Genomic DNA, 23,374 nt, shown 5'->3' on the forward strand with positions numbered 1-23,374 from the left:
TTGATTTCTAATCAATTAATAAATTCTTTTCCGGGCGGTTACGTCCCAGGTTCCGGTTACCTGGTGACTATTGACCACATACACTTTCTCGTGGAGCGCCATCGTGGGGCATACATGCTTCGGTAATGCGTAGACCAGTTCCCCAATTTCGAAATCTTCTTCACGGTCAGGGGTGACCACCAGATGTTCTTCGCTGTGGTTGACCACCTCGCCGGGCTCAAAATTGAGAAATTGGAGCCTTGGGTGAGGCATTTCCGAAGCAAAAGCCTTATAACCCAAATCGAAGCATACGTTGCCATGTGGTTTGCTAATCACTCGTCCGGCGATAACGGCAGCCGGCAGAAAATCGAGGTCGGGGATGGTTTCGGTGTAGCCTGCGTCCCAAAGAATGGGCGTTCCCGGACACAGCGTTCGTTCGGGGTATTGCGCATGTATTGGAAATGTGGGTGTCCCGCCACAAGCGATTTCTTGCACTTCTATGCCTTTCTCATTCACATTTTTCACCAGCTGAGCGACGCTTTCGAAGTCACGGTCGATATGAGCCTTTCGTTCTGCTAAGTCGATTTCATGAACATGTCCATCATAAAAGTGAAAACCTGCGAAATGAAGATTTTCACTACTATGGATGTAATCCACGAGGATTTCGGCTGAACCAGGAATGATTCCGGTCCGGTGCATGCCGGTGTCCAGATCGATGAAAACCCGAACCGTTTGTCCTTTTTGAAAAGCAGCCGTGTCAAGCATGTGAGCTGCTGCAAGCGAGTCGATGGTGATGGCGAAAGTTATACCAGGAAAGCGATCGGTGAATTCCAGAAACCAGGCAATGGCAGGTCCTAACAACGGATAGGCGAGCAAGATGTCTTCACCGCCGTTCTCAGCCACCATTTTTACTTCGGAGAGGGTGGCGCATTTAAACTTGCGAATACCCATTCCAACCTGGAGTTGAATGAGTTCAGGGATTTTATGTGTTTTTACATGAGGGCGAAGCCGGTTGACATCGCCGGCCATCGCAATCATTCTTCGGATATTCTCTTCTATCCGGTCGGGGTAAAGCAATACAGATGGCGTGAAAACCGATGATTCATTGGTGACGGAATACCACATATCAACCTTCTTCCTGTAGTTCAAAAATGCATTCTACCTCTACGGCGATGTTGCCGGGAAGAAACATGCCAACGGCACTGCGGGCGCCCTTGCCGTTCTCTTCGCCAAACACATCGACCATTAACTGGCTGAACCCGTTAATGACTTGCGGATGTTGTTCGAACTCTGGGTAACAGTTGACCATTCCCAGGGTCTTAATCAAACGCTTGATCTTTCCCAAATCGCCGATCTGTGCCTTGATGGTGGCCAACATGGCCAGTCCCACCTGACGGGCGGCCAGTTGTCCTTCTTCAACCGTTAAGTCTCGGCCAACTTTTCCTTTGATGAGTTGCTTATCACTCTTCAGCGGGCCTTGTCCCGAAACGTAGAGATGATTTCCCGTAACAACGACCGGATGATAAATGCCACCCAATGGCGGTGGGGGCGGCAGTTCCAGTCCCAAAGCTTTGATTTTTTCTTCTACTGTGTTCATTTTCGTTTGGTTTATATAAAATGATTGATGACAAAAACACCTGCCAGACCAACTAAAGAAATAGTTGTTTCCACTACGGTCCAGGTCATAAACGTCTCTTTCACCGAAAGGTTAAAGTACTCTTTAAACATCCAAAAGCCGCCATCGTTCACATGCGAAAGCATTAAGCTTCCGGAACCAATGGCCAATACCATTAATTCAGCTGAAACATGTGGTAAAGAGGCGAGTGGTAAAACAATTCCGGCAGCGGTCATTCCGGCTACAGTGGCAGAGCCGACCGACACGCGAATGACGGCTGCTATCAGCCAGGCGAGGAACAGGGGCGACATTTGTGAATGCCGCAGCAATTCTCCCAAATATTCACTGATGCCGCTGGCTACCAGTACCTCTTTCAAGCCTCCGGCTCCTGCCAGAATCAGCAAAATCATGGCGATACTGGAAACAGCGTGTGCCAGCCGGTCCATGATATCGGGAATACGTTTTCCACGGCGAACTCCCAAAGACCAAATGGCAAAAAGTACCGACAACAACATCGCCAACACCGGATTTCCAATTCCTTCGATGTATGGATAGATGGCGGATTCCTTGGGGATGAAATGGTTGGCTATTCCTGAAAAAGCAATCAGAATAACGGGCATTAGAGCGGTCAAGATGCTGATGAACGTTGATGGTAAATCCTTTTCGTCCAAAACTTCATGTCCGGTGAAATCCGCCAGCGGTTTTGCTTTGATTTTTTTGAAGCGGGGGGAGAGTATCGGGCCCGCTACAATGATGGCCGGAATAGCAATGAGCAAACCGAGCATCATGGTATCGCCTATATCAGCATGAAACATGGCTGCAATGGCTGTGGGTGCGGGGTGTGGCGGTAGATAACCGTGCGTTACCGAAAGGGACGCCAGCATGGGCAACCCGACCAGGAGCAAAGGCAGCCCAGTTGCCTCGGCAATGGTGAAGGCGATGGGAATCAGGATGACAAAGCCGACGGAATAAAACATGGGGATACCGACAATAAAGCCGGTTAACATCAGGGCCCAGTGGATTCTTTTCAAACCAAAGGCTCCAACCAATGTTTGGGTGATTCGTTGCGCCGCACCGCTGTCAGCCACCAACTTACCCAACATCGCTCCAAATCCCAGAATCAACACCAGTAAGCCGAGCGTTTCGCCCATCCCTTTTTTCAGCGCATCAATGATGGCATTCAGCGGCAAGCCCATGGCCAACCCCACAAAAAGACAGACCAGTGTGAACGAGATGAAGGCGTTGAGCTTGAAGACAGTAATCAGCAGCAGGAGCAGAAGCACGCCGGCCAGGACAATCAGTAAGGGCATCATAAAGTCGCAGTTTGGTGATGTTCATCAAACCCGAAGCTTTTCGCCGGGTTTAGGAACATGATTTGCTTTGTACCCCAAATTTACACGCCTGAATGAATTTACCAACTCTTTACAAAACTAATAGAAGGAATAGGCACAGCTTTTTATAACAGTCCTAATAGCTCCGATGGGTGGCTTATCAGTTTCTGTGCTCCGTTGGCACGCAGTTCTTTCTCGCCCCGAAATCCCCATAACACACCGACGGCATACATGCCAGCGTTAGTAGCTGTTTGCATATCTACGTCTGTGTCGCCCACATAAATCACTTCTTTCGGATCGATGCCCATCTCTTTGCTCATTTGAAGCGCTTTTTGCGGATTGGGTTTTTTTAGCGCTTCATCCGTCAGTCCGGCGATGATGCTGAAGTAATCTTCAGGAAGAAGCGCCCTGGCGGTCTGTTGTGTCATTTCATCTGCTTTATTCGACAGAATGGCGAGTTTTAAATCCCTTTTAGCCAGGTCGTCCAGTAAATCCGTAATCCCGTCGTACGGTTTGGTTTTGTTCACGCAGTTTTCCCTGTAAAGGTTGTACATCGTTTGGAAATAGGCCTGAACTGTTGCTTCGTCCCGGTGCGATTCGGGGAGGGCTTTCCTTACCAGGTTTTTGATGCCGCTGCCAACGAACAGCCGGTAAGCTTCTGTATTGTGCGTCGGCAGGTTGTTTTCACTGAGAACCTGGTTCATCGAATCGGCAATATCTTCGATGGTATCGAGCAACGTACCATCCAAATCGAAAATAATTCCTTTAAAAGACATGGATATTGTTTTTGCGTGTGGTTACTTCCTGAAATGAATCGGCAAACTTAAGCAATTTGCTGGGGACATCACAAGAAGAGCCTTCATTTCGGATCGAAATCGAATACATCAGTTTTTTGAAGTGGTTCCTGTAATTGTCCGTTCTATCCGTTTATCAGGAATCAGCCAGATGAGGGCGACAAGAATGTATACGCCTCCGGAAAACCATTGACTCAACCAGCTGGAACCGATAGCAATCAGGTACAATATCGGCGATACTTTACCCTTGATATCTTTTCCAATGGCTTTCGCCAGAAGAGAAGTATGTCCGTGACTTTTGATAATCAGGTTTTGCAGAATGAAATAGGCTATCGAAGCCATCAACAGGACAACACCATATAAGGCAAGAGGAGTGGGACTGAAATGATTTTCACCCATCCATCCCGTCACAAACGGGATGAGTGAAAGCCAGAAAAGCAGATGCAAATTGGCCCACAAAATGCTGCCATTCACCCGCTTTACCGTATGCAGCATATGGTGGTGATTGTTCCAGTAAATTCCAACGTAGATAAAGCTCAGTACGTAACTCAGAAATACAGGAATGACCGGTTTTAAGTCGATAAACTCATGGCCATGTGGAACTTTTATTTCCAGCACCATGATGGTGATAACAATCGCCAGCACTCCGTCGCTGAAGGCTTCCATACGCCCTTTGTTCATGCTTTAGGTATTTTGGTTTAAGTCCTTTAACGTGATAAGGGCAGGCAAGGTTTACCACGGACTTTCATCACCTTCTCCATTCAAGTCTTTGCTAAAGAACTTCCCTGTAGGACCATCATTACCAATGAGGGCGTATTTAATGATGAAATCAGCAGCATCATCTATTTTTCCGGTTCCACGGTGTTGATTAAAATCGGTGGCTGTAAAACCCGGATCGACTGCATTGATTTTGAAAGCTGTTTCCCTAAGTTCATAAGCTAAAGCAACGGTAAACGCATTCAATGCCGTTTTTGACGGACCGTATGCTGCTCCTTTGAAAGCATGGTACTGCCACGTCGGGTCACTGTGTAAAGTCAGTGAAGCCAGGCCCGATGTTACATTGACAATGCGTGGGGTATCAGATTTCTTTAATAATTCCAAAAAGATTTGTGTTACCTGAATGGTTCCGAAGAAATTGGTGTCAAAAACACGGCGAATGGTATCTGTGTCCATTTGACTTGGTGTCTGTGGAAATCCTCCGCTAATGCCGGCATTGTTGATGAGTATATCCAGTCCGCCTGACTTTTGACGAACTATCTCACGGGCCGCAAGTATGGATTCTGAATCCGATACATCGATTTGTAAGGCTTCTACTGTCCCGAGGCCTTCTCGTTTAAGCAAGTCAACGACCTCGTTCCCTTTTGATAAATCACGACTTCCTAAATACACAAAATATCCTTTCCCGGCTAACCGTCGGGCTGTTTCCAATCCAATGCTTCTGTTGGCACCGGTAATCAAAGCTGTTTTCATTTCTCACGTTTTTAAATGATAACAGCAAAGATATTTTCGCCATGATGATTTAAACGGTACACTTACCGGTTTCAATGGTACATTTCGCGGATTTGCTGTCTGTACTGAAGCGGTGTTTGACCATTGATTCGCTTGAAGAAACGATTGAAATAAGAAGCGTCTTCAAATCCCAGAGAAAAGGCAATCTCCTTTGCACTCTGTTCTGTATGAAACAACAAACGCTTGGCCTCCAGTGAAATTCGTTCATGGATATGCGTAATGGCTGGTTTGCCGCTTTGCTCTTTTACCAGTTCACTTAAATGCCCGGGTGACAAATTCATTAGTTCGGCATAATCGTTCACCTCGTGGTATTGAGCAAACGATTCTTCGATATGATTGGTAAACCGTTTTAGCAGGTCCCTGTTGGGCCCGGCTTCTTTCATCGTAAACTGCTCATTGTATAAACGACTCAGATAAATCATTAAAACCCTCATATAGGCCGATATCATATTGTTCTGCCAGTCTGCCTCTTTGTTATGATACTCAATCAATGTCTTATCCAGGATATCTTCTACAAAAGTCAGATCATCCGGATTGAGTTTCAATTCGTGACCATTATATGGATTTTGGATGATGGGAAGTGCTTTAAATGCTTCTCCTTCCAGTTCCGGAAAATCGCTGTTAAAACTGAAGCCAACACCGGTAAATGGCTTTGTTTCCTCTTTAAGATGCACCTGATGAGGTGTGGTGAAATAAAAGGTATCCGGTTGGAGTGTATAAGGTTTCATATCAATCCAATGCCGGCTGTTTCCCTGTTTTACAAAGGCGAAAAAATAATAATCCTTGCGATGAGGCACGAGAAACTCCGACTTTTTGTAGTTGGTTTTATGGTCAATCCGGTGAATGCGAAACATGGGATTCCCGCTATTCATATCGGCTTCAAAAGGATATTTAGGAATGTTATGTTCTTCCGTTTCTATTTTCATATACCATGCAAATAATAGTTGTTTACATTAACCTGAAACCTTGAATCAATGAGTAATTAGTAATGAATAATGAACAATCGAAAGACCATTCCATATTGTCTAAGGTTGAGCAAAGCGAAATCCCGATCGCAGCATCGGGGTCGAACGCTGCGCAACCTGAAGTCTCTCTTGTCTAACATCTCTCCTCTGGTGTCTCATGTCTTCTTTCAACAACAGAAACCGCGAAGCGTAACCTGAAACATGAAACCCTTTAACTATTTCTTACCTGGCTCCCTTTACCTTCATCGGCAGCTTGTAAAAGCCGTGACTGGCGGTAATGAAAAGCGTCTTGAAATGTGGTCCACCAAAGGTTACATTGGCCGTCCAGTCCTGTTTAACGTCAATATGATCAATCTTTTTGCCTTCTTTATTGAAGACTGTTACGCCTTTCCCGGTGAGGTAGAGGTTACCTTCACTATCGAGTGTCAAACCGTCTGAACCCATCGCCGTGAATAGTTTCTTATCGCTCAGGTGGCCATTCTTTTCGATTTGATACACGTAGGTTTTGTTGGCACCGATGTCGGCTACATACAGTTGTTTTCCGTCTGGTGAGCCAATGATGCCATTGGGTTTCACCAGGTCGTCGGCCATGATGATAATTTTACGCCGGTCGGGTGTGAGGTAATAAACACGCTGTTTTTTGATGGCGGGTTGCTTGCGCTTCCAGTAATCGCGCTGGTAGTACGGGTCGGTAAAGTACATGCCGCCTTTCGGGTCAATCCACACGTCGTTGGGACCATTGAGCCGGTGTCCCTTAAAATCCTTTACCAATACGGTTACTTTCTTGTTGGGCGAAATGGACCACAGTTGGTCGTGCAAATCGGCACAGGTGATGAGATTCCCCTTGCGGTCGAAGTACATACCGTTGGAACGGCCCGTTTTGTCCATAAAAACTGACAGTTTACCATCGGTGCTGTATTTCCAGATTTTATTATTTGGCTGGTCAGTGAAATATACATTTCCTTTGGCGTCGGCAGCCGGCCCTTCGGTAAAGGAAAACTGGTTGGAAATGAGCTTCAGCTGAGCGCCATCAGCCACTACCGGACTGTTTTGCGCATTGGCGATGGGAGAGAACCCCAGTATTCCGGCTACCACAACCGGTAAAATACGAATCAAACGGATGGATGAGAATAACTGCATGTATCAGAGGTTTTTATTTATTATCGGCACTAAAGCCGGCCCTTTCAAACGGACGAAAGATAATATTTTCAACGGAATCCAAAATGGTGAGTGGGAGAAAGGGTGAAGTGGAGAGCGGGAGAATACGATTATAACCTTCCTCCTGCAACAACAGAAACCATAATAACCACAGAAGCCCAACCTGAAACATGAAACCTGAAACCTGAAACCGCGAAGCTCAACAACAGTAACAACAGAAACAACAGTAACAACGCAGCGCAACCTGTAACCTTTAATTAATGAACAATGAAGAGTACGATTCGACTGAACCTGTATCCAACAACAGAAACAACAGAAACTAAAGTAACCGTGAAGCCTAACCTGAAACCTGAAATGCGAAGCTAACCTGAAACCTCTTCTATTTCGCCATCGCTACCGCCTTCATCTCCTTCGGCATTTTCTCAATAGCATACCGCAATGCCGTGCGGGGCATCACTGCCTTGTTGCGAACCACGTAATCGAACACTTCCTGTTGGTGTGCCTCACTGGCTGCTTTCAACATCCAGCCGTAACCCTTTTGTACCAAATCATCGGTGTCGCGGAGTAGAATATCAGCGATGGCGAATACATATGTTAAAAACAGACCTCTTCGTGCCGGAATAATTAACGTTACGGCAGCAGCACGCTTCACCCAACGGTTTTCAGACTTCGCAAACTCCTTTAATTGGGCCAGAAACTCCGGGTACATCATCACAAAGTCGCCGACGGTGTGATTGCACAAAGTATCGCACGAAGCCCAATTATTTACATAATTAGTTACCCACTTCGTAAACACGTCGAAATCCTCTGGAGTGTACTGTTTCCGGAGAGAGTAAGACCAATTGCAGGCCACAACCGACTCTTCCAGGTTGCCCGACTGCCATAGCTCATCGCACAAGGCAAAAATGGTGGTTTTGCTCTCCGAGCGGAGCTCTTTGAAGAACTCCTTACTGATTTTATGCACGGCCGCCGTCTTCACGCCGTACGATTTCAGTTCTCCTTTGAAGAATCGCTGCCCCGATATCCGGGTTTCTTCCGTGGCGTTGTTTTGCAGTTCTTCTCGGAGGCGGGTGAGGATGTTGTTCATGTGGTTATGATGAATGTTCCCACAAATTTACGCATAATTACTAATCTCAATCAGGTTGCCGTCCGGGTCGCGGAGGTAAAGCGAGCGGATTTTTCCCGTGGCGCCGGTCCGCTCCACTATGCCCTCGATAATCTTTACGCCCTTGCTGATGAGCTCGGCCTTCACTTCCTCAATGGCGGTAGTGCTGATGAGACAAATATCGGCCGAGCCGCAGGTGGGAGCGGAGGCTTTGGGCTCAAATTCGTTGCCTTTTGGGTGCAGGTTGATTTTCTGCCTTCCAAACGACAACGCTTTCCGGTTGTCGCCAAAAACCACCAGTTCCATGCCCAGTATTTCGGTATAAAATTCGATGGTTGCCGCCATGTTGGCAACAGTCAGGACAATATGGTCGATGCGGTCGATTTTCATGAAGCGGATTGATTGATATTCAATGGTAGTGTTAATAAAAGTGTATGGTGTGTATACCTTAGGATATGCACTATATACATTGTTCGCAGCTTTTTTATTTTATCAATTTCTTAATCCTCGATTTATTTCCTTTAAACTTTATTTTGCTGCAATAATTTCTAAAATACTTCACTGCTTTTTCGATTCGTTCAAATTCATTATCAATTTTTTCTTGCTCTTTTTCTGAATCCGGAATACTATGGAAATCAGAGGTATCTTTCCACTTGTAATGAATAAATGAATTTCTAGAGTCAGCCAACATTTTGATAGTATTCAGATGGTTCTTATTAATTTTAGGGTAGTTCATTAGTTGCAACAACCATGTAAATTTCCCCCATATATTTACAGATTGAATTATTGCTGTTTGGGTTTTATTATCAATCTTGTTTCTTAAACAGAATAAATATATTAAGGCATTAACCTCATGTTCAAAGTAGGTTGCATAGAATATTCTTGCGTAGTCAAGTTCATTAGAATTTTTATACTTTCTGGCTTTTGCAGTTAGACTTTGCGTGTAGTCAACTGTCAACTCATCAATACCTCCATTATCAATGATACGTTCAAGAGCGAAACAAAGTGATTTTTTGTCTTTGATGTCATCATCAGTAAATATTCCAGAAGCGTATAAACTCTCAGTCAGACTGTGAACTATACGATTGGATAATCTGGGGGATATGTCAAAATCTTTCTTCATTAATAATTACTGCTAACGTATGTGTAACCCAACGTAATTGTGTTACTTTTTCTATATAGGTTGTTATTATTTCTTGATTAGGGGATGAAGCCCAACTTTTCACTACCACTTAGATCGTCTTTCTTTTTTTTGTTTTACTGATCCTCTAAATTAACGATTTGCCGCTTCCTTTTCGTATCCGGCATTGCCTTTCACTCAATAACTTTTCAACACCACACCATTCATATAAGGTAGAACACAGCCAAACTCCAATAAAATAAAGTGCTAAGTATTATTCCCTATCCAAAACCTGCTCCTAAACATAAGAAACTTTTCGTCAGAATGTTGTAACTTATGGTAACGTTTTGGAGATGACAGACTCCTGAAATCAAAAACTAACTAACGGTTTACTTATTGTAATCCACCAACAAATAAAAAAAGGATAGCAAACCATTCCTTCTGCGTTTCCACCGGAAGGAGAGAAGTAGCTGTCTCGAGTGATAACTAATCTATTCATTAACCTTTAAATTCGAAATGTTATGGCAAAAGTTGGCAATAACATCGTTACCACCGGCCTCAGCGGTAAGCTGGGTAATCTAATTGTATTCCGCAACGTCAACGGAAAAACCATTGTAGCTGCCGCTCCCCGGGAGAGAACAGTGGAACCGTCGGAAGCACAGCTAAACAATCAAAATCATTTTCAGGAAGCTGTTATCTATGGAAAATCGGCAACCAAAGATGAAACAATGAAGGCGGCATACGAGGCTGCAGCCAAAGAAGGACAAAGTGCCTATAACGTAGCCGTCGCCGATTTCATGAAAGCGCCGCAAATCAACGAAGTGGACCTGAGCAACTATACCGGCCAGCCTGATAGCTATATCCTGGTACGCGCCACCGACGATTTCAACGTGGCCGAAGTAACTGTCACCATCCAAAACGCCGACGGCACCGAAGTGGAAAGTGGTACGGCACAGTTGGAGCCGGGAACCATCTGGTGGCGTTATACGGCTACTGCTACCAACGAATCGCTCGACGGCGATAAAATCATGATCCGGGCAACCGATGTGCCCGGCAACCTGACAGAGGAGGAAAAGAGTCTGTGATTTTCATTTTTTGAAAGTGAGGGGAGGGCGATGCTCTCCCTTTTTTCGTTTTCAGCAACGGAAAAAACGGCTTGGAAAATGGCTTTTTAAAATCGCACTTATTGTTAAGTTGTACACCCTCGCTCCGACGAAGGAAGAACGAAGGAACGACGAACCTACAGCCTACCTTCAAAATACAACATTACGTAAAATAGAGGAGTCCGATTGGCGACCAATTATAACACCCTGTTGGTGGTGGTAAACCCCGGTAGTGGTCTGTGCCAAATCCATCAGACAAAATTTGGTGTATGTTTTTTTCGGCCTGAAAGGCCAATTGACTTCAGCCCGGGGCGAAACCCTGGGTTATGGAAACGGAACGTGTATGCGGTCGCACAACGGCTATGATTGAAAAAGAGTCGCTGTTTCGACCGCAATGGTAATGGCGCAGCATTAATGGTAAACTGCCCCTGCAGGGCGCAGGAAATGATCGGTGCCATTAACCCCAAGGCGTTGCGATTGGGCTGAATTGAGATGTCCCGTAGGGACGTACAAAAAAATCCTGACAGGTTGCGAAAACCTGCCAGGATATAGGGCTGGAGCATAGTTCGTTTATTTACTGAAATACTTCTGCCGGACGGCTTTCAGTTTGTATTTGTTCACCGGTTTGGAAAAGTAATCGTTGCAGCCTGCTTTGATGGCTTTTTCCCGCTCGCCGGTAAATCCAAAGCCGGTTAAGGCGATAATGATGACGTCTTTGTTGAATTTCCGGATCTGCTGCGTTGCCTCGTAGCCGTCCAAGCCGGGCATCTGCACATCCATTAAAATCAGATCGATATCGGGATTGCCGCGGGCAATTACCACCGCTTCGTCGCCGGTTTTCGCGAGAGCAATTTCGTCACCAAACATCTTCGCGGCTATGGATATCATCAGCTCCGATGTTTCATCGTCTTCCACAATCAGCACTTTCAGTTGTCCGTCCTCATCGGCTGGTTCGGCAACGACAGCTCCGTTTTCGTCCAGGTTTCGCTTTTCCGATTCTTCGGCAAATGGCAGGGTAAAATAAAAGACAGAACCTTTTCCTTCCTCGCTTTCCACCCATAATTTGCCGCCTTGTTTCTCGATAAACTCTTTACAGAGAATCAACCCCAGGCCGGTGCTGGCTTCTCCTTCGGTTCCCTCGCGGTTGACTTTACCGTCGAGATGGAAGAGTTTGTCCAGCATCTCCCGGTTCATGCCAATCCCCGTATCGGCAACCGATACTTCGATAAAGCGATCGGGCAGTATTTTAGCCGCAATATCGACTTTCCCGCCTCGTGGCGTGAATTTTACCGCATTGGAAACCAGGTTCCGGATGATGGTCTGTACCACATTCACATCGGCGAATACCTCCAGGTTATTAGGGATAGCACAGGTGATTTCAATCTCCTTTGTTTGGGCCGGTTCTGCTATAATATCCAGGCTGTCGATGATGATGGAGCAGAGGGGGATAATTTCCGGATTGAAAAGAATCATTCCCTGTTGCATCCGCGACCATTGCAGCAGATTTTCGAGCAAACTGTACAGATGGGAGACCGAATCGCGCATCGTGAGGGTAAACTTGCGTATCTCCTCCATGGTCAGGTCCTGCAGGTTTTCTGCCATAATTTGGGTCAGGCCCAGAAAACTGTTGAACGGGCTGCGCAGATCGTGCGCGATGATGGAGAAGAATTTGTCTTTTTCGGCATTGCTAATCAACAACTCTTCGTTCATGCGTTTGATTTCCGCTTCAGCCTTTTTCCATTCGGTGATATCCCGGTCGACACCCTGATACCCCTTCAGGTCTCCTTTTTCGTCGAGAATGGGAACACCATTGGTGAGAACGCAACACAGCTCACCATTTTTCTTGATGACCCAGTTCTCCATATCTTTGATGGGCGCTTTACTGGCCGTAATTTCTGCAAACAGCGGGGCTACCCGCTCTTTTTCCTCCGGAGGCATAAAATCGAAGGGGGTCTTCCCAATGATATCATCCAGCGATGAGCCAAACATGTCGATGCCCGTTTGCGAAGTGTAGGTATAGACTCCTTTTTCGTCAGTTTCCCACACCCAGACGCTCTGGCTGATTTCCCGAAGGCGTTTTTCGCTTTCCAACAAGTCCAAATTAGCCTGTTTCTGGCTGACGATGTTTTTGTCGTATTGTTTCTTTAGTGACTGGTACTTCTGTTGCAATTCCTGCAACTCAGCGATGAGTTCTTTTTTGGTTTTGGCACTGTGGTTCATCATGCAGGTTTTTAAGATTCCTGTTAGGTTGTCCGGTCGCGTTTAACCGGCAATATGTGACGTTTTCTCTTTTCAATATTCCCCATTGAAATATGGGCAAAAAATTTCGCTTTTCCGGGGTATTATATAACAGGTTTTAATCATAGATATGGGAGGAGACCGGAGACAACATCGAAGTCTGTATTTCTATTTTTTCCCGGGAAGACAATAAGTTTGTTTTTGGAATTGATGCCTTGCGGATATGCAGCGGCGTGGTCCTTCTCTATGATTAGAGAAGGGTTGGGATGAGTAGAAACCATTGTTTCGAACATTCAAAGGCGAAACCCCGGGTAATGGCGCGACATTAATAATAACCTGCCCTTGCAGGGTGCACGAAATGATCGTTGTCATCATCCCCAAGGCGTTGCCATTGGGCTAAATTAAGTTGTCCCTTCGGGACGTCGGTTCCTGGTGGTATTTATGGGTTCGGTGTCCGGGCACGATGTATCGTGACTCTACTAAAGTCCGCTACCAACAATCTTCTGTGTTACATTCCTTCAACACCTTTATTTGTCAACTTTTCATTGTTCATTTCTCATTACTCATTTTTCATTGCTTCGATAAAATCCTTCCCTTCGTCGATAAAATCCCCTTCCCGGTCTATTCCTTTTTTTTATCGGGGGCGCCTGAAACTACCTTTCGGTAAAATAAAAACGCGAGAGCATGAGAACAATCATCAGGCATATTTCCATCATCGGGATCATCATCCTGTACTTTTCCAACTCAGGTGTTTCGGCACAAACCGCCGATTCGACCCAGTGGACGTTACAGGATTGTATACAGTATGCGTTGAAAAAAAATGTCACCGTGCGGGGAAGTGAACTTACTTACAAAAGTAATACAGTGCAGGTTAACCAGGCACGCGCGAACCAGCTGCCTTCCCTCAATGCATCGGTTAACCAGCACTTCAGCTGGAGTAAAAACAATGGTATCTCTAATAGCTATTCGGGAGCCAACAGCACCGATTATGGCGTGAACTCCAGCCTGACCCTCTTCAACGGAGCAAAGCTGACCAATGCCGTCAAGCAGGCCGATTTGAACCTGCAAAGCAGCAACTACGATATTCAGACCAACAAGGAGACCGTGAGCCTGAATATCCTGAATGCTTATTTGCAGGTGCTCTATGCACAGGAAGCAGTGACCAATGCCAGGAATCAAATTCAGTCGACTAAAGGACAGGTGGATTTGGCCAGTGAGAAATTGTCTCTTCGGGTGATTTCACGGTCAGATTACCTGCAGGTGAAATCGGAGCTGGCCAGTGAGAAACTGACATTGGCAAATGCCGAAAAGGATTTGGCCATTGCCCGCCTGAATCTGATGCAGATGATGGAGCTTCCGGTAACCGATAATTTTCATATCATCCGCCCGGTACTCGACTCGCTGGTCAATCAGCAACGTAACCCGATTCCGCAGGATATATACCTGAAAGCATTGGGTTTTAAACCCGAAGTGAAAAGCGTGGAGCTGAGCAAGCAAAGTGCTGCCCTCGACGTGAATATTGCCAAAGCAGGATATTTGCCCAGGCTGGCGCTGAATGCCGGCGTGAATACGGGCTATACCAGTTTGCAGACAGGCAACGACTATCGCACTCAGCTGAGCGACCAACTGACGCCTTCGGTGGGCCTGAGCCTTTCCATCCCGATTTTCGACAACAGACAGGTGAAATCGAATGTGGAGCTAGCTCAAATAGGGACACAGAATGCCGAGTTGCAGGAAATCGATGTGAAAAACCAGTTGCGGAAAGAGATTGAGCAGGCCTGTACCGATGTAAAATCGGCCCAGATAGAATACGAAGCCAGTGTGGAAAAATATGATGCAGCCAACGAGTCGTACTTGGTAGCCGAAGAGAAATACCGGCAGGGACTCATCAACTCGGTGGATTTCCTGGTACAAAAAACCAATCAAATTACCGCACAGAGCAATCTGCTGCAATCAAAATACAACCTGATATTTAGTTATAAAATCCTCGATTTCTATTCCGGAGTACCGTTAACCCTGTAAGTAAAACCAGACGTTAAAACAGAATAAAATGAAAAAGAAAACCATCATTATCATATCGGCCATCGCGGTGATTGCCATCGGCGGTCTCGTGGTTCGCCATTACTTGAAGGATAAAGGCAAAACAATCGACTTTCAAACCGCAGAGGCGACGACCGGTACCATCAGTAATACCGTAACGGCTACCGGTACCATTCAAGCCATTCAAACCGTTGAAGTAGGTACCCAGGTTTCGGGACGAATCAAAAAGCTCTATGTCGACTTTAACTCGCATGTGAAAAAAGGACAGGTGCTGGCGAAAATTGACGAGGAGCCACTCAGGCTTTCGCTCGATCAGGCCAGGGCTACGCTGGACAATGCGAAAGCTGAACTGAAATACCAGAAATCCAATTACGAAAGATTAAAACCCTTATACGAGAAACAACTGATTTCGCAAACCGATTACGACCAGGCGGTATACAATTACGAGCAGGCCAAAGCCAACGTAATCAGTGCCCAGTCGGGCTACGACAAGAGTAAAACCAACCTCGACTACGCAACGATTTATTCGCCCATCGATGGTGTGGTATTGAACCGTGCCGTAGACGAAGGACAAACCGTGGCAGCCAGTTTCAACACCCCGACGCTGTTTACCATTGCCAATGATTTGACTCAGATGCAGGTAGAAGCTGATGTGGACGAAGCTGACATAGGCCAGGTAAGAGACGGACAGCGGGTTGAATTTACCGTTGACGCTTATCCCGATTTGAAATTCACCGGTAAGGTTACTGAAATCCGTCTCGAACCGGTGACGACCAACAACGTGGTAACCTTTACTGTCATCATTTCGGCACCCAACCCCGATAAAAAGCTGTTACCGGGAATGACGGCCAGCGCTACCATCTTCGTGCAGGAAGCTAAGGATGCATTGAAAATCCCCATGCAGGCATTGCTGTTCAAGCCCGATCATGCCCTGATGGCTGATTATATGAAGCAATTGCCGGAGAAAGATCATCCACAACACGGAGCCTGGGCTTCGGAAGCTCCAGGGCACAAGGAGTTTGGACAAAGGAACGAAGGGGCAGAAGGTAATGGAAATGCGAGTAGTGAAGATCAGCGTGTCTGGATCAAAAACGGTGTGATGATACATCCGGTGAAAGTGAAAACCGGCATCAATGATGGAACGGATGTCCAGATTCTTTCGGGCCTGAAAAAGGGCGAACAGGTGGTTTTATCGATGAGTGAGAAGAATATGTCGGAGGCTGGTGACAGGATGGCCAACAGTCCGTTTATGCCGCACCGTCCTCATCGGAACAAAAAATAAGCAAGTTATGAATCATACCATCATACAGGTAAAGGATCTTCATAAAGATTTCCACGTGGGGGAGGTAACGGTAAGAGCGCTCAGGGGAATCGATATGGAAATTAATTCCGGTGAATTTGTAGCCATCATGGGAGCCAGCGGTTCCGGGAAGTCAACCATGCTGAATATTCTCGGGTGTCTGGAAAAACCGACTATTGGCGAATACCAGCTCGACGGCATCAACATGGGCGAACTGAACCGGAATGAACTGGCTGGCCTGCGAAATAAGAAGCTGGGGTTCGTTTTTCAGGCATATAACCTGTTACCACGGACCTCGGCGTTAGAAAATGTAGAATTGCCGTTGTATTACAATAGTAAGGTCAGCAGTAGAGAGCGGAGAGAACGTGCGACGGAAGCACTAAGAGCTGTCGGTTTGCTTGACAGGATGCACCACATGCCCAACCAACTTTCGGGCGGACAACAGCAGCGTGTGGCAATTGCCCGGTCGCTGGTCAACGACCCGGTGGTTATCCTGGCCGATGAAGCCACGGGAAACCTGGATACGCGTACTTCTTACGAGATCATGGCCCTTTTTCAGGAACTGAATGATAAAGGAAAAACGATTGTCTTCGTGACGCATGAGCCGGATATTGCCCGGTTTACTACGCGGAACATTGTCTTCCGTGATGGCCTTATCAAAGGCGAACATCCGGTAACCGATCGGCTCAGTGCTCTGGAGATGCTCAATCAGCTCCCGCCCGACGAGGATGTGGATGTTTCACTTTAAACCCTTTGCGAGATGAATATTTCCAATTTATTTAAAATAGCCATCAATGCCTTGCGGCGAAACAAGTTCCGGGCATTTTTAACCATGCTGGGGATCATCATCGGGGTGGCCTCGGTGATTGCCATGCTGGCCATTGGCGAAGGTTCGAAACGAAGTATCCAGGAGCAGATGTCGTCCATGGGAACCAACCTCATTCAGGTGATGCCGGCTTCCATGGAAAGAGGCGGCGTGCAGCTGGGAAATACAAACTCGGAGTCGCTGACACTGAAAGATATTACTGCAATTCAAAATAGTTGTCCTGATGTTGTCGCCGTTTCGCCTGAACTGCGTGCCAGCGGACAGGCTGTATATGGTAATAAAAACTGGCCGACTTCGATGTACGGCATTAATGATGAGTATCTGAACATCAAAAAGTACGATTTGGCCAGCGGACGCATGTTCACCGAGAGCGAAATCAAATCGATGGGAAAGGTTTGTCTGGTTGGTCACACCGTGGTAAAGAACCTGTTCGGAGAAGATGCCGATCCCATTGGTCAAACCATTCGCTTCAAGAAAGTTCCCATTAAGATAATCGGGGTACTGGCTCCTAAAGGTGATAACTCTTTTGGTCGCGACCAGGATGACATCATCATGGCCCCATATACAACCGTGCAGAAACGAATCCTGGCCATCGATTATATACAGGGAATCAGCATGTCAGCTGCCAGCGAACAAAAGGCAAATGCCGCCATTGATGAAGTGGAAAAGGCGTTACGGAAATCGCACAAAATCACGGGTAAAGAACAAGATGACTTCCGGGTTTTCTCCCAATCGGAACTGGTGAGTACGTTCTCATCCATCAGCAACGTGCTGACGGCCCTGTTGGGAGCTATTGCCGGAATTTCACTCCTGGTGGGGGGGATTGGTATCATGAACATCATGTATGTTTCAGTCACTGAACGTACCCGCGAAATCGGGCTGCGTATGTCCATCGGTGGCCGTGGTATCGATATTCTGATGCAGTTCCTTATCGAGTCGGTTCTGCTAAGTGTTATCGGCGGAATACTGGGAATTATACTGGGGTACCTGGCTTCCAACCTGGTGGGTTCCATCATGGGATGGCCGGTATATGTGATGTCCAGTTCAGTGATTCTGTCGTTCCTGGTATGTTCCGCTATCGGAATATTCTTCGGTTGGTATCCGGCCCGTAAAGCTGCCGGCTTAAATCCGATTGACGCTCTCCGGTATGAGTAAATTCTGCTATCTTAGGGACTTCAGGATATAAATCCTTGCCCGTGCTGTTGAAATCAAATTTGACGGCACGGGTAAAAACTTTAACTGATGAAACGAAAAGTACTCTACGGTAACCGCTTGCATATCTTGTTGCATGTGCTGGCCTGGATTTTCCTCTTCTTCCTGCCACAATACTTAATGATGCTGGCCTGGGGACGCAGTGGAATGATGTCGGGACGGCTCTATTTCAACACGGCAGTGTATGCAGCAGTGTTTTACATTAATTATATCTGGCTGATTCCGCATTTCTTTCTGAAAGACCGGAGATGGATGTACTTTTTGCTAATATCCGTTATGGTTTTCGCGCTCTACTGGGTGAGCGTCTGGGGGAATCACCTGTTGGTTACAGCAGATGAACAACGGTTCATGGAAGCCATGCGGGAAATCTGGAAGAAGAATAACTTTCCGAAACCGCCTCCACAGGAATTTCACATTTATATTTATTTGATTACGAGTTTTCTTATTTCAGGATTTGCCATGGGACTCCGGGTAATGGGAAAACTTGCGAAGAATGAAGCAGAACGGAAAGATTTGGAAAAAGCTAAGCTGAATTCCGAATTGGCCCTGCTGAAAAGCCAAATCAGTCCGCACTTTTTCTTCAACACCATGAACAACATCTATTCGTTAATCAGTTTGAATCAGAATGATGCAGGTGAAGCAGTACTGAAACTCTCGCACATGATGCGCTATTTGTTGTACGAATCAGAGAGCGAGTTGATTCCGCTGGAAAAAGAAATCGGTTTTATGCGCAATTACTTCGATTTAATGAAACTGCGCATCAATGAAAAGGTGACGGTAAATATTTCGTTTCCGGAAGAAACCCAGAATATTAAAGTGTCGCCGTTGTTGTTCATCCCATTTATCGAAAATGCCTTTAAACATGGTATCAGCTACCGCGAAAAGTCGTTTATCGATATTGTTTTGCAGATAGAGGAGGGGAACATCAACTTCATGTGCCGGAATAGCAAAGTGCTTTCCGGGAAATCGGTAGAAAAACATTCGGGGATTGGTTTGGAAAATGCCCGGAAGCGGTTGAACCTGATTTACCCGGGAAAACATAAACTGGAAATTGATGAGAATGACGAAATGTTCCAGGTACTGCTAACCATTCAGATTAGCGAGTCTTAAAGAAATTGTCTTGTGAACAACCTAAAAACCGAAAAAATGAATCTGCGGGTCATAGCCATCGACGACGAACCTCTTGCCCTGCAACTGATCAAGGGCTACATTCAGAAAACACCTTTTCTTGAACTGGTGGATACGTTTGACAATCCGCTCGATGCCATGGAATTTTTGGCACACGAGCAAGTCGACCTGTTGTTTCTCGACATTCATATGCCCGACTTGTCGGGAACCGAATTTACCCGCACACTGACGTCACCACCCAAAATCATCTTCACCACAGCCTACGAAAAATATGCCCTCGAAGGCTTTAAACTGAATGCGGTCGATTACCTGTTGAAACCCTTCAGCTACGAGGAGTTTTTGAAAGCGGCGGTCAAAGTGCAGAATATGTTCAACCTCGAACATCAGGCCCATACCCAAATCGAAGCTAATAGCGAATACCTTTTCATCAAGTCGGAATATAAAATCCGGCGCATCAATTTCGATAATATCCTCTACATCGAAGGTCTGAAAGACTACATCAAGGTGTATGTACAAAATGAACGGAAACCTATTTTGTCGCTTAATTCACTCAAAGCTTTGGATGCTAAATTGCCCGAAGACCGGTTCATGCGGGTGCATCGTTCCTATATTGTGAACCTGGCTAAAATAGAGACCATCGAACGGAACCGTATCATTTTTGATAAGGTGTACATCCCGGTAGGCGACCAGTACAAAGAAAAGTTTCAGGAGTTCCTCGATAAGAATTTTCTATAGTCTGGTCACAGGCTCTTCTGCATCTCATGTTCTTGATTTGGTCTCTACTCCGGATAAATGAATGGGTGAGTTAGTGACCGTTTCACGCAATTTTATTCATCCCTATATCGTTATAAATTTGTATTGATTGACCCGACGATGAACTGAATGTGTGTCAGAATACATATCGGTTATATGAGAGAGAGCCTTTTGGAAGATTGACAAATAGGTCATCTTGTCGCGCCATTCGCAAAAGTGATAGAGAATGAATAATTCGATTGTGGTTGCGCTGTTGCAAAATACAGCCATTCTTCTGGCCTTCAGCATGCTTTATGATTATCTGTGGGTTGGGGAAGAGAACTCGAAAAAACTCTCCGATAAACTAATTACCGGCATCATACTGGGTGCCATCGGGATTATTCTGATGTTATCGCAATGGACCATGAAACCCGGCCTGGTTTTCGACACCCGTTCCGTAATGCTTTCGATATCCGGTGTTTTTTTCGGATTGGTTCCTACTGTCATTGCGATGCTTGCAACCGGTATCTTCCGTATCCTCGAAGGTGGTGAAGGAATGTGGATGGGCATAGCAGTAATTATTACATCGGGTACCGTTGGAATTCTTTGGCGGAATCTTCGCCCGAACTGGTTTTGTAATAATCAGTTATTGGAATTACTGGCATTAGGGGTTACCGTTCATTTGGCCATGCTGGGATGTTCGGTCTTACTTCCGGCAGAAATACGGTGGCATACCTTATCGGAAATTGCCTTGCCATTGTTAACTGTCTATCCGATAGGTAACGTTTTGTTAGGAAAGCTGATGCTGAAACAGAATCAGAACTGGCAGACCAGAAACGCCCTTCACGAAAGTGAAGAAAAATACAGGACGTTGGTCGAAGGGGCCGGTGATACCATTGTGATTTTGCAGGATGGATTGGTACGGTTTGCCAATCATATGATCTCATCGGCTTTTGGTTATGGACGAAATGAAGTTTTAAACCAAAATTTTCTGGAATTCATTGCACCCGGAGAGCGTTCTCGTTTAGAGCAATATTATATTGCACGAACTACCGGAAAGGACGCGCCAACGAATTACGAAACCGTTATTCAGCATAAAGACGGGCGATTGATAACAGTCGAATTAACGGCCAGTACACTAAATTACAATGGGCGTTTGGCACATATGATGTTTGTTCGGGATATTACGGAAAGGAAAGAGGCTAAGCTACGACTGGAAAACGAGCGGCAACAGTTAAAAACCCTTTTTGAAACAATTCCCGACTTAATTTGGCTAAAACACAAGGATGGGCGCTTCATTTCGTGTAACCATGAGTTTGAGCGGTTATTGGGAGTGCCGGTTGAAGATTTAATCGGTAAAACCGACTATGATTTCTTTCCAACTGATTTGGCAAACTTCTTCCGTGAAAAAGACAAAGCAACAATTGAAGCAAATGAGGCGCAGACCAACCTGGAATGGGTCACTTATGCCGATGACGGACATGAGGCGTTGTTTGAAACGGTTAAAACCCCCATGTACGATTCGGAAGGAAACCTGATTGGCGTGCTTGGTGTAGCCCGTAATGTTACTGATTTTTATCGGACACAGGAAGCATTGAAGGAGAGTGAACGCAAGCTGAAAGAAGCCCAAACGCTGGCTCAAATCGGGCACTGGGACTTTATCCTTGCATCGCAGAAAATGCATTTTTCGGAAGCTATCGGCAATATACTGGAAATAGAAAGCGGTAATACGGAGATTCCTTTCGATGCATTTATGAAACTTGTCCATCCGGATGACCGGAACAAAGTGGAACGGTCATTTGCCTCTGTTAAAATCGGGAAAAAATACAGTGAGGTTAAGTTTCGTCTGTTGCTGGAAAATGACCGGATAAAACATCTCGAACAACGCTATGTCACCGAATATAATCAAGAGGGAAAACCGGTCAAGCGTCACGGAACGCTCCAGGACATTACCCGCGAAGTACAAACAGGAATAGAATTGTTGCAGGCAAAAGAAAAGGCAGAGGAGAGCGATCGGTTGAAATCCATTTTTCTGGCCAATATGAGCCATGAAATCCGGACACCGATGAATGCCATCATGGGCTTTTCCAATCTGTTGAGTGAACTGGAACCGGACGATCCCGAACGTGATAACTTTATCGAAATTATTCAGAATTCGAGTAAACGCCTGTTGCAGATTATCAACGATATCGTTGATATTTCTAAGATCGAAGCCGGACAATTTCGGATATATAAAGTTGATTGTCAGCCAGCAAAGTTGCTCCGAAACAGTTATCTCACTTTTGAGAAGTCGGAATCGATAATTAATAACGCTGATTTGCAGTTTAAGCTGGAACTTCCACCAGATGCCGAAAAAGTCCATTTGCAAACCGATGCCATCAGGGTCCAACAGGTTGTCGATAATCTGCTTAGCAATGCATTGAAATTTACATTGAAGGGGCAGATTACGGTTGGTTTCAATCTGAAACAGACTATTGATGGGGAGTTTGTTGAGTTTTATGTGAAAGATACTGGGGTTGGGATACCTCCCGAAAAGGCAGAAGTCATCTTTGAACGTTTCCGCCAGGTAGATGAAAACAGACATCATGAAGGGGCCGGACTGGGGCTGAGCATTTCGAAAGGTATTGTGGAACTTCTGGGCGGAAGTATCTGGTTTACTTCCCATGCTGGTGCCGGCACAACCTTTAGTTTTACCGTTCCTTATCAAACAATTCAGCACCCCTTGTTACAAGGAGAAAAAACTGCTGATTCGAAAGGTGAATTTCAGGATCTGAGCATTATCATCGCTGAAGATGATCGTAATTCTTACATGTATCTTAGAGAAATTTTAAGAAACCGCGTGGGGGAGATAAAACATGCTTCCAATGGACAGGTTTTGATGAATATGCTCGAGGATAATCAACCTGATTTAATCCTTCTGGATATTGATATGCCGGTAAAAAGCGGGTATGAATTTCTTCAGGAAATTAAAGGGAAGGGATTGACGACCCGGATTATTGCCCAGACAGCTTATGCTATGCTCGAAGAGCGGGACCTATTGCTTGAGGCGGGATGTCATGGTTATATAGCAAAACCGGTGAAAAAAGAGGAGCTTTATCAAGCTATTGCCGATGTAATGGGAAATTACCACCCTTGATGATGAAAATTTGCTTACCTCAGCAAGTACTGAAAAAATAAACCCTGAAGATCAAGAATCCTCAGGGCTATTCATTATGTTTT

Annotated in this window: 20 protein-coding genes; 8 read left to right on the forward strand and 12 right to left on the reverse strand. The window is 45.7% G+C overall.

Annotated features, from left to right (window positions below; all coding sequences use genetic code 11):
* Window positions 1–15: 15 nt before the first annotated feature.
* The 11 genes from T426_RS0108495 to T426_RS0108555 form a co-directional block, all read right to left on the reverse strand.
* The gene (locus T426_RS0108495; RefSeq protein WP_148303836.1) at window positions 16–1,128 is read right to left on the reverse strand and encodes a D-TA family PLP-dependent enzyme; all 1,113 of its coding nucleotides are present in this window, start codon (window positions 1,126–1,128) and stop codon (window positions 16–18) included.
* On the reverse strand, window positions 1,106–1,576 hold the full coding sequence (locus tag T426_RS0108500) for a RidA family protein (protein WP_025865794.1): 471 nt from the start codon (window positions 1,574–1,576) through the stop codon (window positions 1,106–1,108). The genes T426_RS0108495 and T426_RS0108500 overlap by 23 nt, the downstream gene beginning before the upstream one ends.
* Window positions 1,577–1,587: 11 nt before the next feature.
* Window positions 1,588–2,907 carry a gluconate:H+ symporter gene (locus tag T426_RS0108505; protein WP_234406869.1) on the reverse strand — a complete coding sequence of 440 codons (1,320 nt, stop codon included), beginning with the start codon at window positions 2,905–2,907 and terminating at the stop codon, window positions 1,588–1,590.
* Window positions 2,908–3,050: 143 nt separating this feature from the next.
* The gene (locus T426_RS0108510) at window positions 3,051–3,701 is read right to left on the reverse strand and encodes an HAD family hydrolase (RefSeq protein ID WP_025865796.1); all 651 of its coding nucleotides are present in this window, start codon (window positions 3,699–3,701) and stop codon (window positions 3,051–3,053) included.
* Between the two features lie 108 nt (window positions 3,702–3,809).
* Window positions 3,810–4,400 (reverse strand): TMEM175 family protein, encoded by a 591-nt coding sequence (locus T426_RS0108520; RefSeq protein ID WP_027585537.1) that lies wholly within the window; start codon window positions 4,398–4,400, stop codon window positions 3,810–3,812.
* Window positions 4,401–4,451: 51 nt separating this feature from the next.
* Complete coding sequence (locus T426_RS0108525; protein ID WP_025865797.1) at window positions 4,452–5,189, reverse strand: SDR family oxidoreductase; 738 nt, start codon at window positions 5,187–5,189, stop codon at window positions 4,452–4,454.
* 71 nt (window positions 5,190–5,260) lie between these two features.
* Window positions 5,261–6,154, reverse strand: a complete 894-nt coding sequence (locus T426_RS0108530; protein ID WP_025865798.1) for an AraC family transcriptional regulator — start codon at window positions 6,152–6,154, stop codon at window positions 5,261–5,263.
* Window positions 6,155–6,415: 261 nt separating this feature from the next.
* Window positions 6,416–7,333 carry an SMP-30/gluconolactonase/LRE family protein gene (locus T426_RS0108535; RefSeq protein ID WP_081782529.1) on the reverse strand — a complete coding sequence of 306 codons (918 nt, stop codon included), beginning with the start codon at window positions 7,331–7,333 and terminating at the stop codon, window positions 6,416–6,418.
* A gap of 397 nt (window positions 7,334–7,730) precedes the next feature.
* A complete protein-coding gene (locus T426_RS0108545) occupies window positions 7,731–8,438 on the reverse strand; it encodes a DNA alkylation repair protein (RefSeq protein WP_025865800.1) in 708 nt (235 codons plus the stop codon).
* 27 nt (window positions 8,439–8,465) lie between these two features.
* The gene (locus tag T426_RS0108550; protein ID WP_025865801.1) at window positions 8,466–8,846 is read right to left on the reverse strand and encodes a VOC family protein; all 381 of its coding nucleotides are present in this window, start codon (window positions 8,844–8,846) and stop codon (window positions 8,466–8,468) included.
* 94 nt (window positions 8,847–8,940) lie between these two features.
* A complete protein-coding gene (locus T426_RS0108555; protein ID WP_025865802.1) occupies window positions 8,941–9,579 on the reverse strand; it encodes a hypothetical protein in 639 nt (212 codons plus the stop codon).
* Between the two features lie 518 nt (window positions 9,580–10,097).
* Between T426_RS0108555 and T426_RS0108560 the strand changes: the two genes are divergently transcribed.
* On the forward strand, window positions 10,098–10,661 hold the full coding sequence (locus T426_RS0108560) for a hypothetical protein (RefSeq protein WP_025865803.1): 564 nt from the start codon (window positions 10,098–10,100) through the stop codon (window positions 10,659–10,661).
* Window positions 10,662–11,249: 588 nt separating this feature from the next.
* Here T426_RS0108560 and T426_RS25035 read toward each other — a convergent pair.
* Window positions 11,250–12,902: a hybrid sensor histidine kinase/response regulator gene (locus T426_RS25035; RefSeq protein WP_025865804.1), complete on the reverse strand. Its 1,653-nt coding sequence runs from the start codon at window positions 12,900–12,902 to the stop codon at window positions 11,250–11,252.
* 699 nt (window positions 12,903–13,601) lie between these two features.
* Here T426_RS25035 and T426_RS0108575 point away from each other — a divergent pair.
* From T426_RS0108575 to T426_RS0108605, 7 genes are all read left to right on the forward strand, one after another.
* Window positions 13,602–14,939, forward strand: coding sequence for a TolC family protein (locus T426_RS0108575; protein WP_025865805.1), 1,338 nt, complete (start codon window positions 13,602–13,604; stop codon window positions 14,937–14,939).
* Between the two features lie 28 nt (window positions 14,940–14,967).
* Window positions 14,968–16,239, forward strand: coding sequence for an efflux RND transporter periplasmic adaptor subunit (locus T426_RS0108580; RefSeq protein ID WP_027585538.1), 1,272 nt, complete (start codon window positions 14,968–14,970; stop codon window positions 16,237–16,239).
* A gap of 7 nt (window positions 16,240–16,246) precedes the next feature.
* Window positions 16,247–17,005, forward strand: a complete 759-nt coding sequence (locus T426_RS0108585) for an ABC transporter ATP-binding protein (RefSeq protein ID WP_025865665.1) — start codon at window positions 16,247–16,249, stop codon at window positions 17,003–17,005.
* Between the two features lie 12 nt (window positions 17,006–17,017).
* Window positions 17,018–18,238, forward strand: a complete 1,221-nt coding sequence (locus tag T426_RS0108590) for an ABC transporter permease (RefSeq protein WP_025865664.1) — start codon at window positions 17,018–17,020, stop codon at window positions 18,236–18,238.
* Between the two features lie 87 nt (window positions 18,239–18,325).
* Complete coding sequence (locus tag T426_RS25040; protein WP_025865663.1) at window positions 18,326–19,405, forward strand: sensor histidine kinase; 1,080 nt, start codon at window positions 18,326–18,328, stop codon at window positions 19,403–19,405.
* A gap of 36 nt (window positions 19,406–19,441) precedes the next feature.
* Window positions 19,442–20,158 (forward strand): LytR/AlgR family response regulator transcription factor, encoded by a 717-nt coding sequence (locus tag T426_RS0108600; RefSeq protein WP_025865662.1) that lies wholly within the window; start codon window positions 19,442–19,444, stop codon window positions 20,156–20,158.
* A gap of 244 nt (window positions 20,159–20,402) precedes the next feature.
* Window positions 20,403–23,291 (forward strand): PAS domain S-box protein, encoded by a 2,889-nt coding sequence (locus T426_RS0108605; protein WP_027585539.1) that lies wholly within the window; start codon window positions 20,403–20,405, stop codon window positions 23,289–23,291.
* Window positions 23,292–23,374 lie beyond the last annotated feature (83 nt).

Origin of the sequence: Prolixibacter bellariivorans ATCC BAA-1284 (genome assembly GCF_000621705.1) — a bacterium.
GTDB lineage: Bacteria > Bacteroidota > Bacteroidia > Bacteroidales > Prolixibacteraceae > Prolixibacter > Prolixibacter bellariivorans.

Bases quoted from the DNA above. Each gene is read 5' to 3' on its own strand.
- T426_RS0108530 (WP_025865798.1), bottom strand. From the start codon at position 6,154: ATGAAAATAGAAACGGAAGAACATAACATTCCTAAATATCCTTTTGAA.
- T426_RS0108545 (WP_025865800.1), bottom strand. From the start codon at position 8,438: ATGAACAACATCCTCACCCGCCTCCGAGAAGAACTGCAAAACAACGCC.
- T426_RS25035 (WP_025865804.1), bottom strand. From the start codon at position 12,902: ATGATGAACCACAGTGCCAAAACCAAAAAAGAACTCATCGCTGAGTTG.
- T426_RS0108575 (WP_025865805.1), top strand. From the start codon at position 13,602: ATGAGAACAATCATCAGGCATATTTCCATCATCGGGATCATCATCCTG.
- T426_RS0108520 (WP_027585537.1), bottom strand. From the start codon at position 4,400: ATGAACAAAGGGCGTATGGAAGCCTTCAGCGACGGAGTGCTGGCGATT.
- T426_RS0108510 (WP_025865796.1), bottom strand. From the start codon at position 3,701: ATGTCTTTTAAAGGAATTATTTTCGATTTGGATGGTACGTTGCTCGAT.
- T426_RS0108585 (WP_025865665.1), top strand. From the start codon at position 16,247: ATGAATCATACCATCATACAGGTAAAGGATCTTCATAAAGATTTCCAC.
- T426_RS0108560 (WP_025865803.1), top strand. From the start codon at position 10,098: ATGGCAAAAGTTGGCAATAACATCGTTACCACCGGCCTCAGCGGTAAG.
- T426_RS0108600 (WP_025865662.1), top strand. From the start codon at position 19,442: ATGAATCTGCGGGTCATAGCCATCGACGACGAACCTCTTGCCCTGCAA.
- T426_RS0108535 (WP_081782529.1), bottom strand. From the start codon at position 7,333: ATGCAGTTATTCTCATCCATCCGTTTGATTCGTATTTTACCGGTTGTG.
- T426_RS0108580 (WP_027585538.1), top strand. From the start codon at position 14,968: ATGAAAAAGAAAACCATCATTATCATATCGGCCATCGCGGTGATTGCC.
- T426_RS0108550 (WP_025865801.1), bottom strand. From the start codon at position 8,846: ATGAAAATCGACCGCATCGACCATATTGTCCTGACTGTTGCCAACATG.
- T426_RS0108605 (WP_027585539.1), top strand. From the start codon at position 20,403: ATGAATAATTCGATTGTGGTTGCGCTGTTGCAAAATACAGCCATTCTT.
- T426_RS0108500 (WP_025865794.1), bottom strand. From the start codon at position 1,576: ATGAACACAGTAGAAGAAAAAATCAAAGCTTTGGGACTGGAACTGCCG.
- T426_RS0108505 (WP_234406869.1), bottom strand. From the start codon at position 2,907: ATGATGCCCTTACTGATTGTCCTGGCCGGCGTGCTTCTGCTCCTGCTG.
- T426_RS0108555 (WP_025865802.1), bottom strand. From the start codon at position 9,579: ATGAAGAAAGATTTTGACATATCCCCCAGATTATCCAATCGTATAGTT.
- T426_RS25040 (WP_025865663.1), top strand. From the start codon at position 18,326: ATGAAACGAAAAGTACTCTACGGTAACCGCTTGCATATCTTGTTGCAT.
- T426_RS0108590 (WP_025865664.1), top strand. From the start codon at position 17,018: ATGAATATTTCCAATTTATTTAAAATAGCCATCAATGCCTTGCGGCGA.
- T426_RS0108525 (WP_025865797.1), bottom strand. From the start codon at position 5,189: ATGAAAACAGCTTTGATTACCGGTGCCAACAGAAGCATTGGATTGGAA.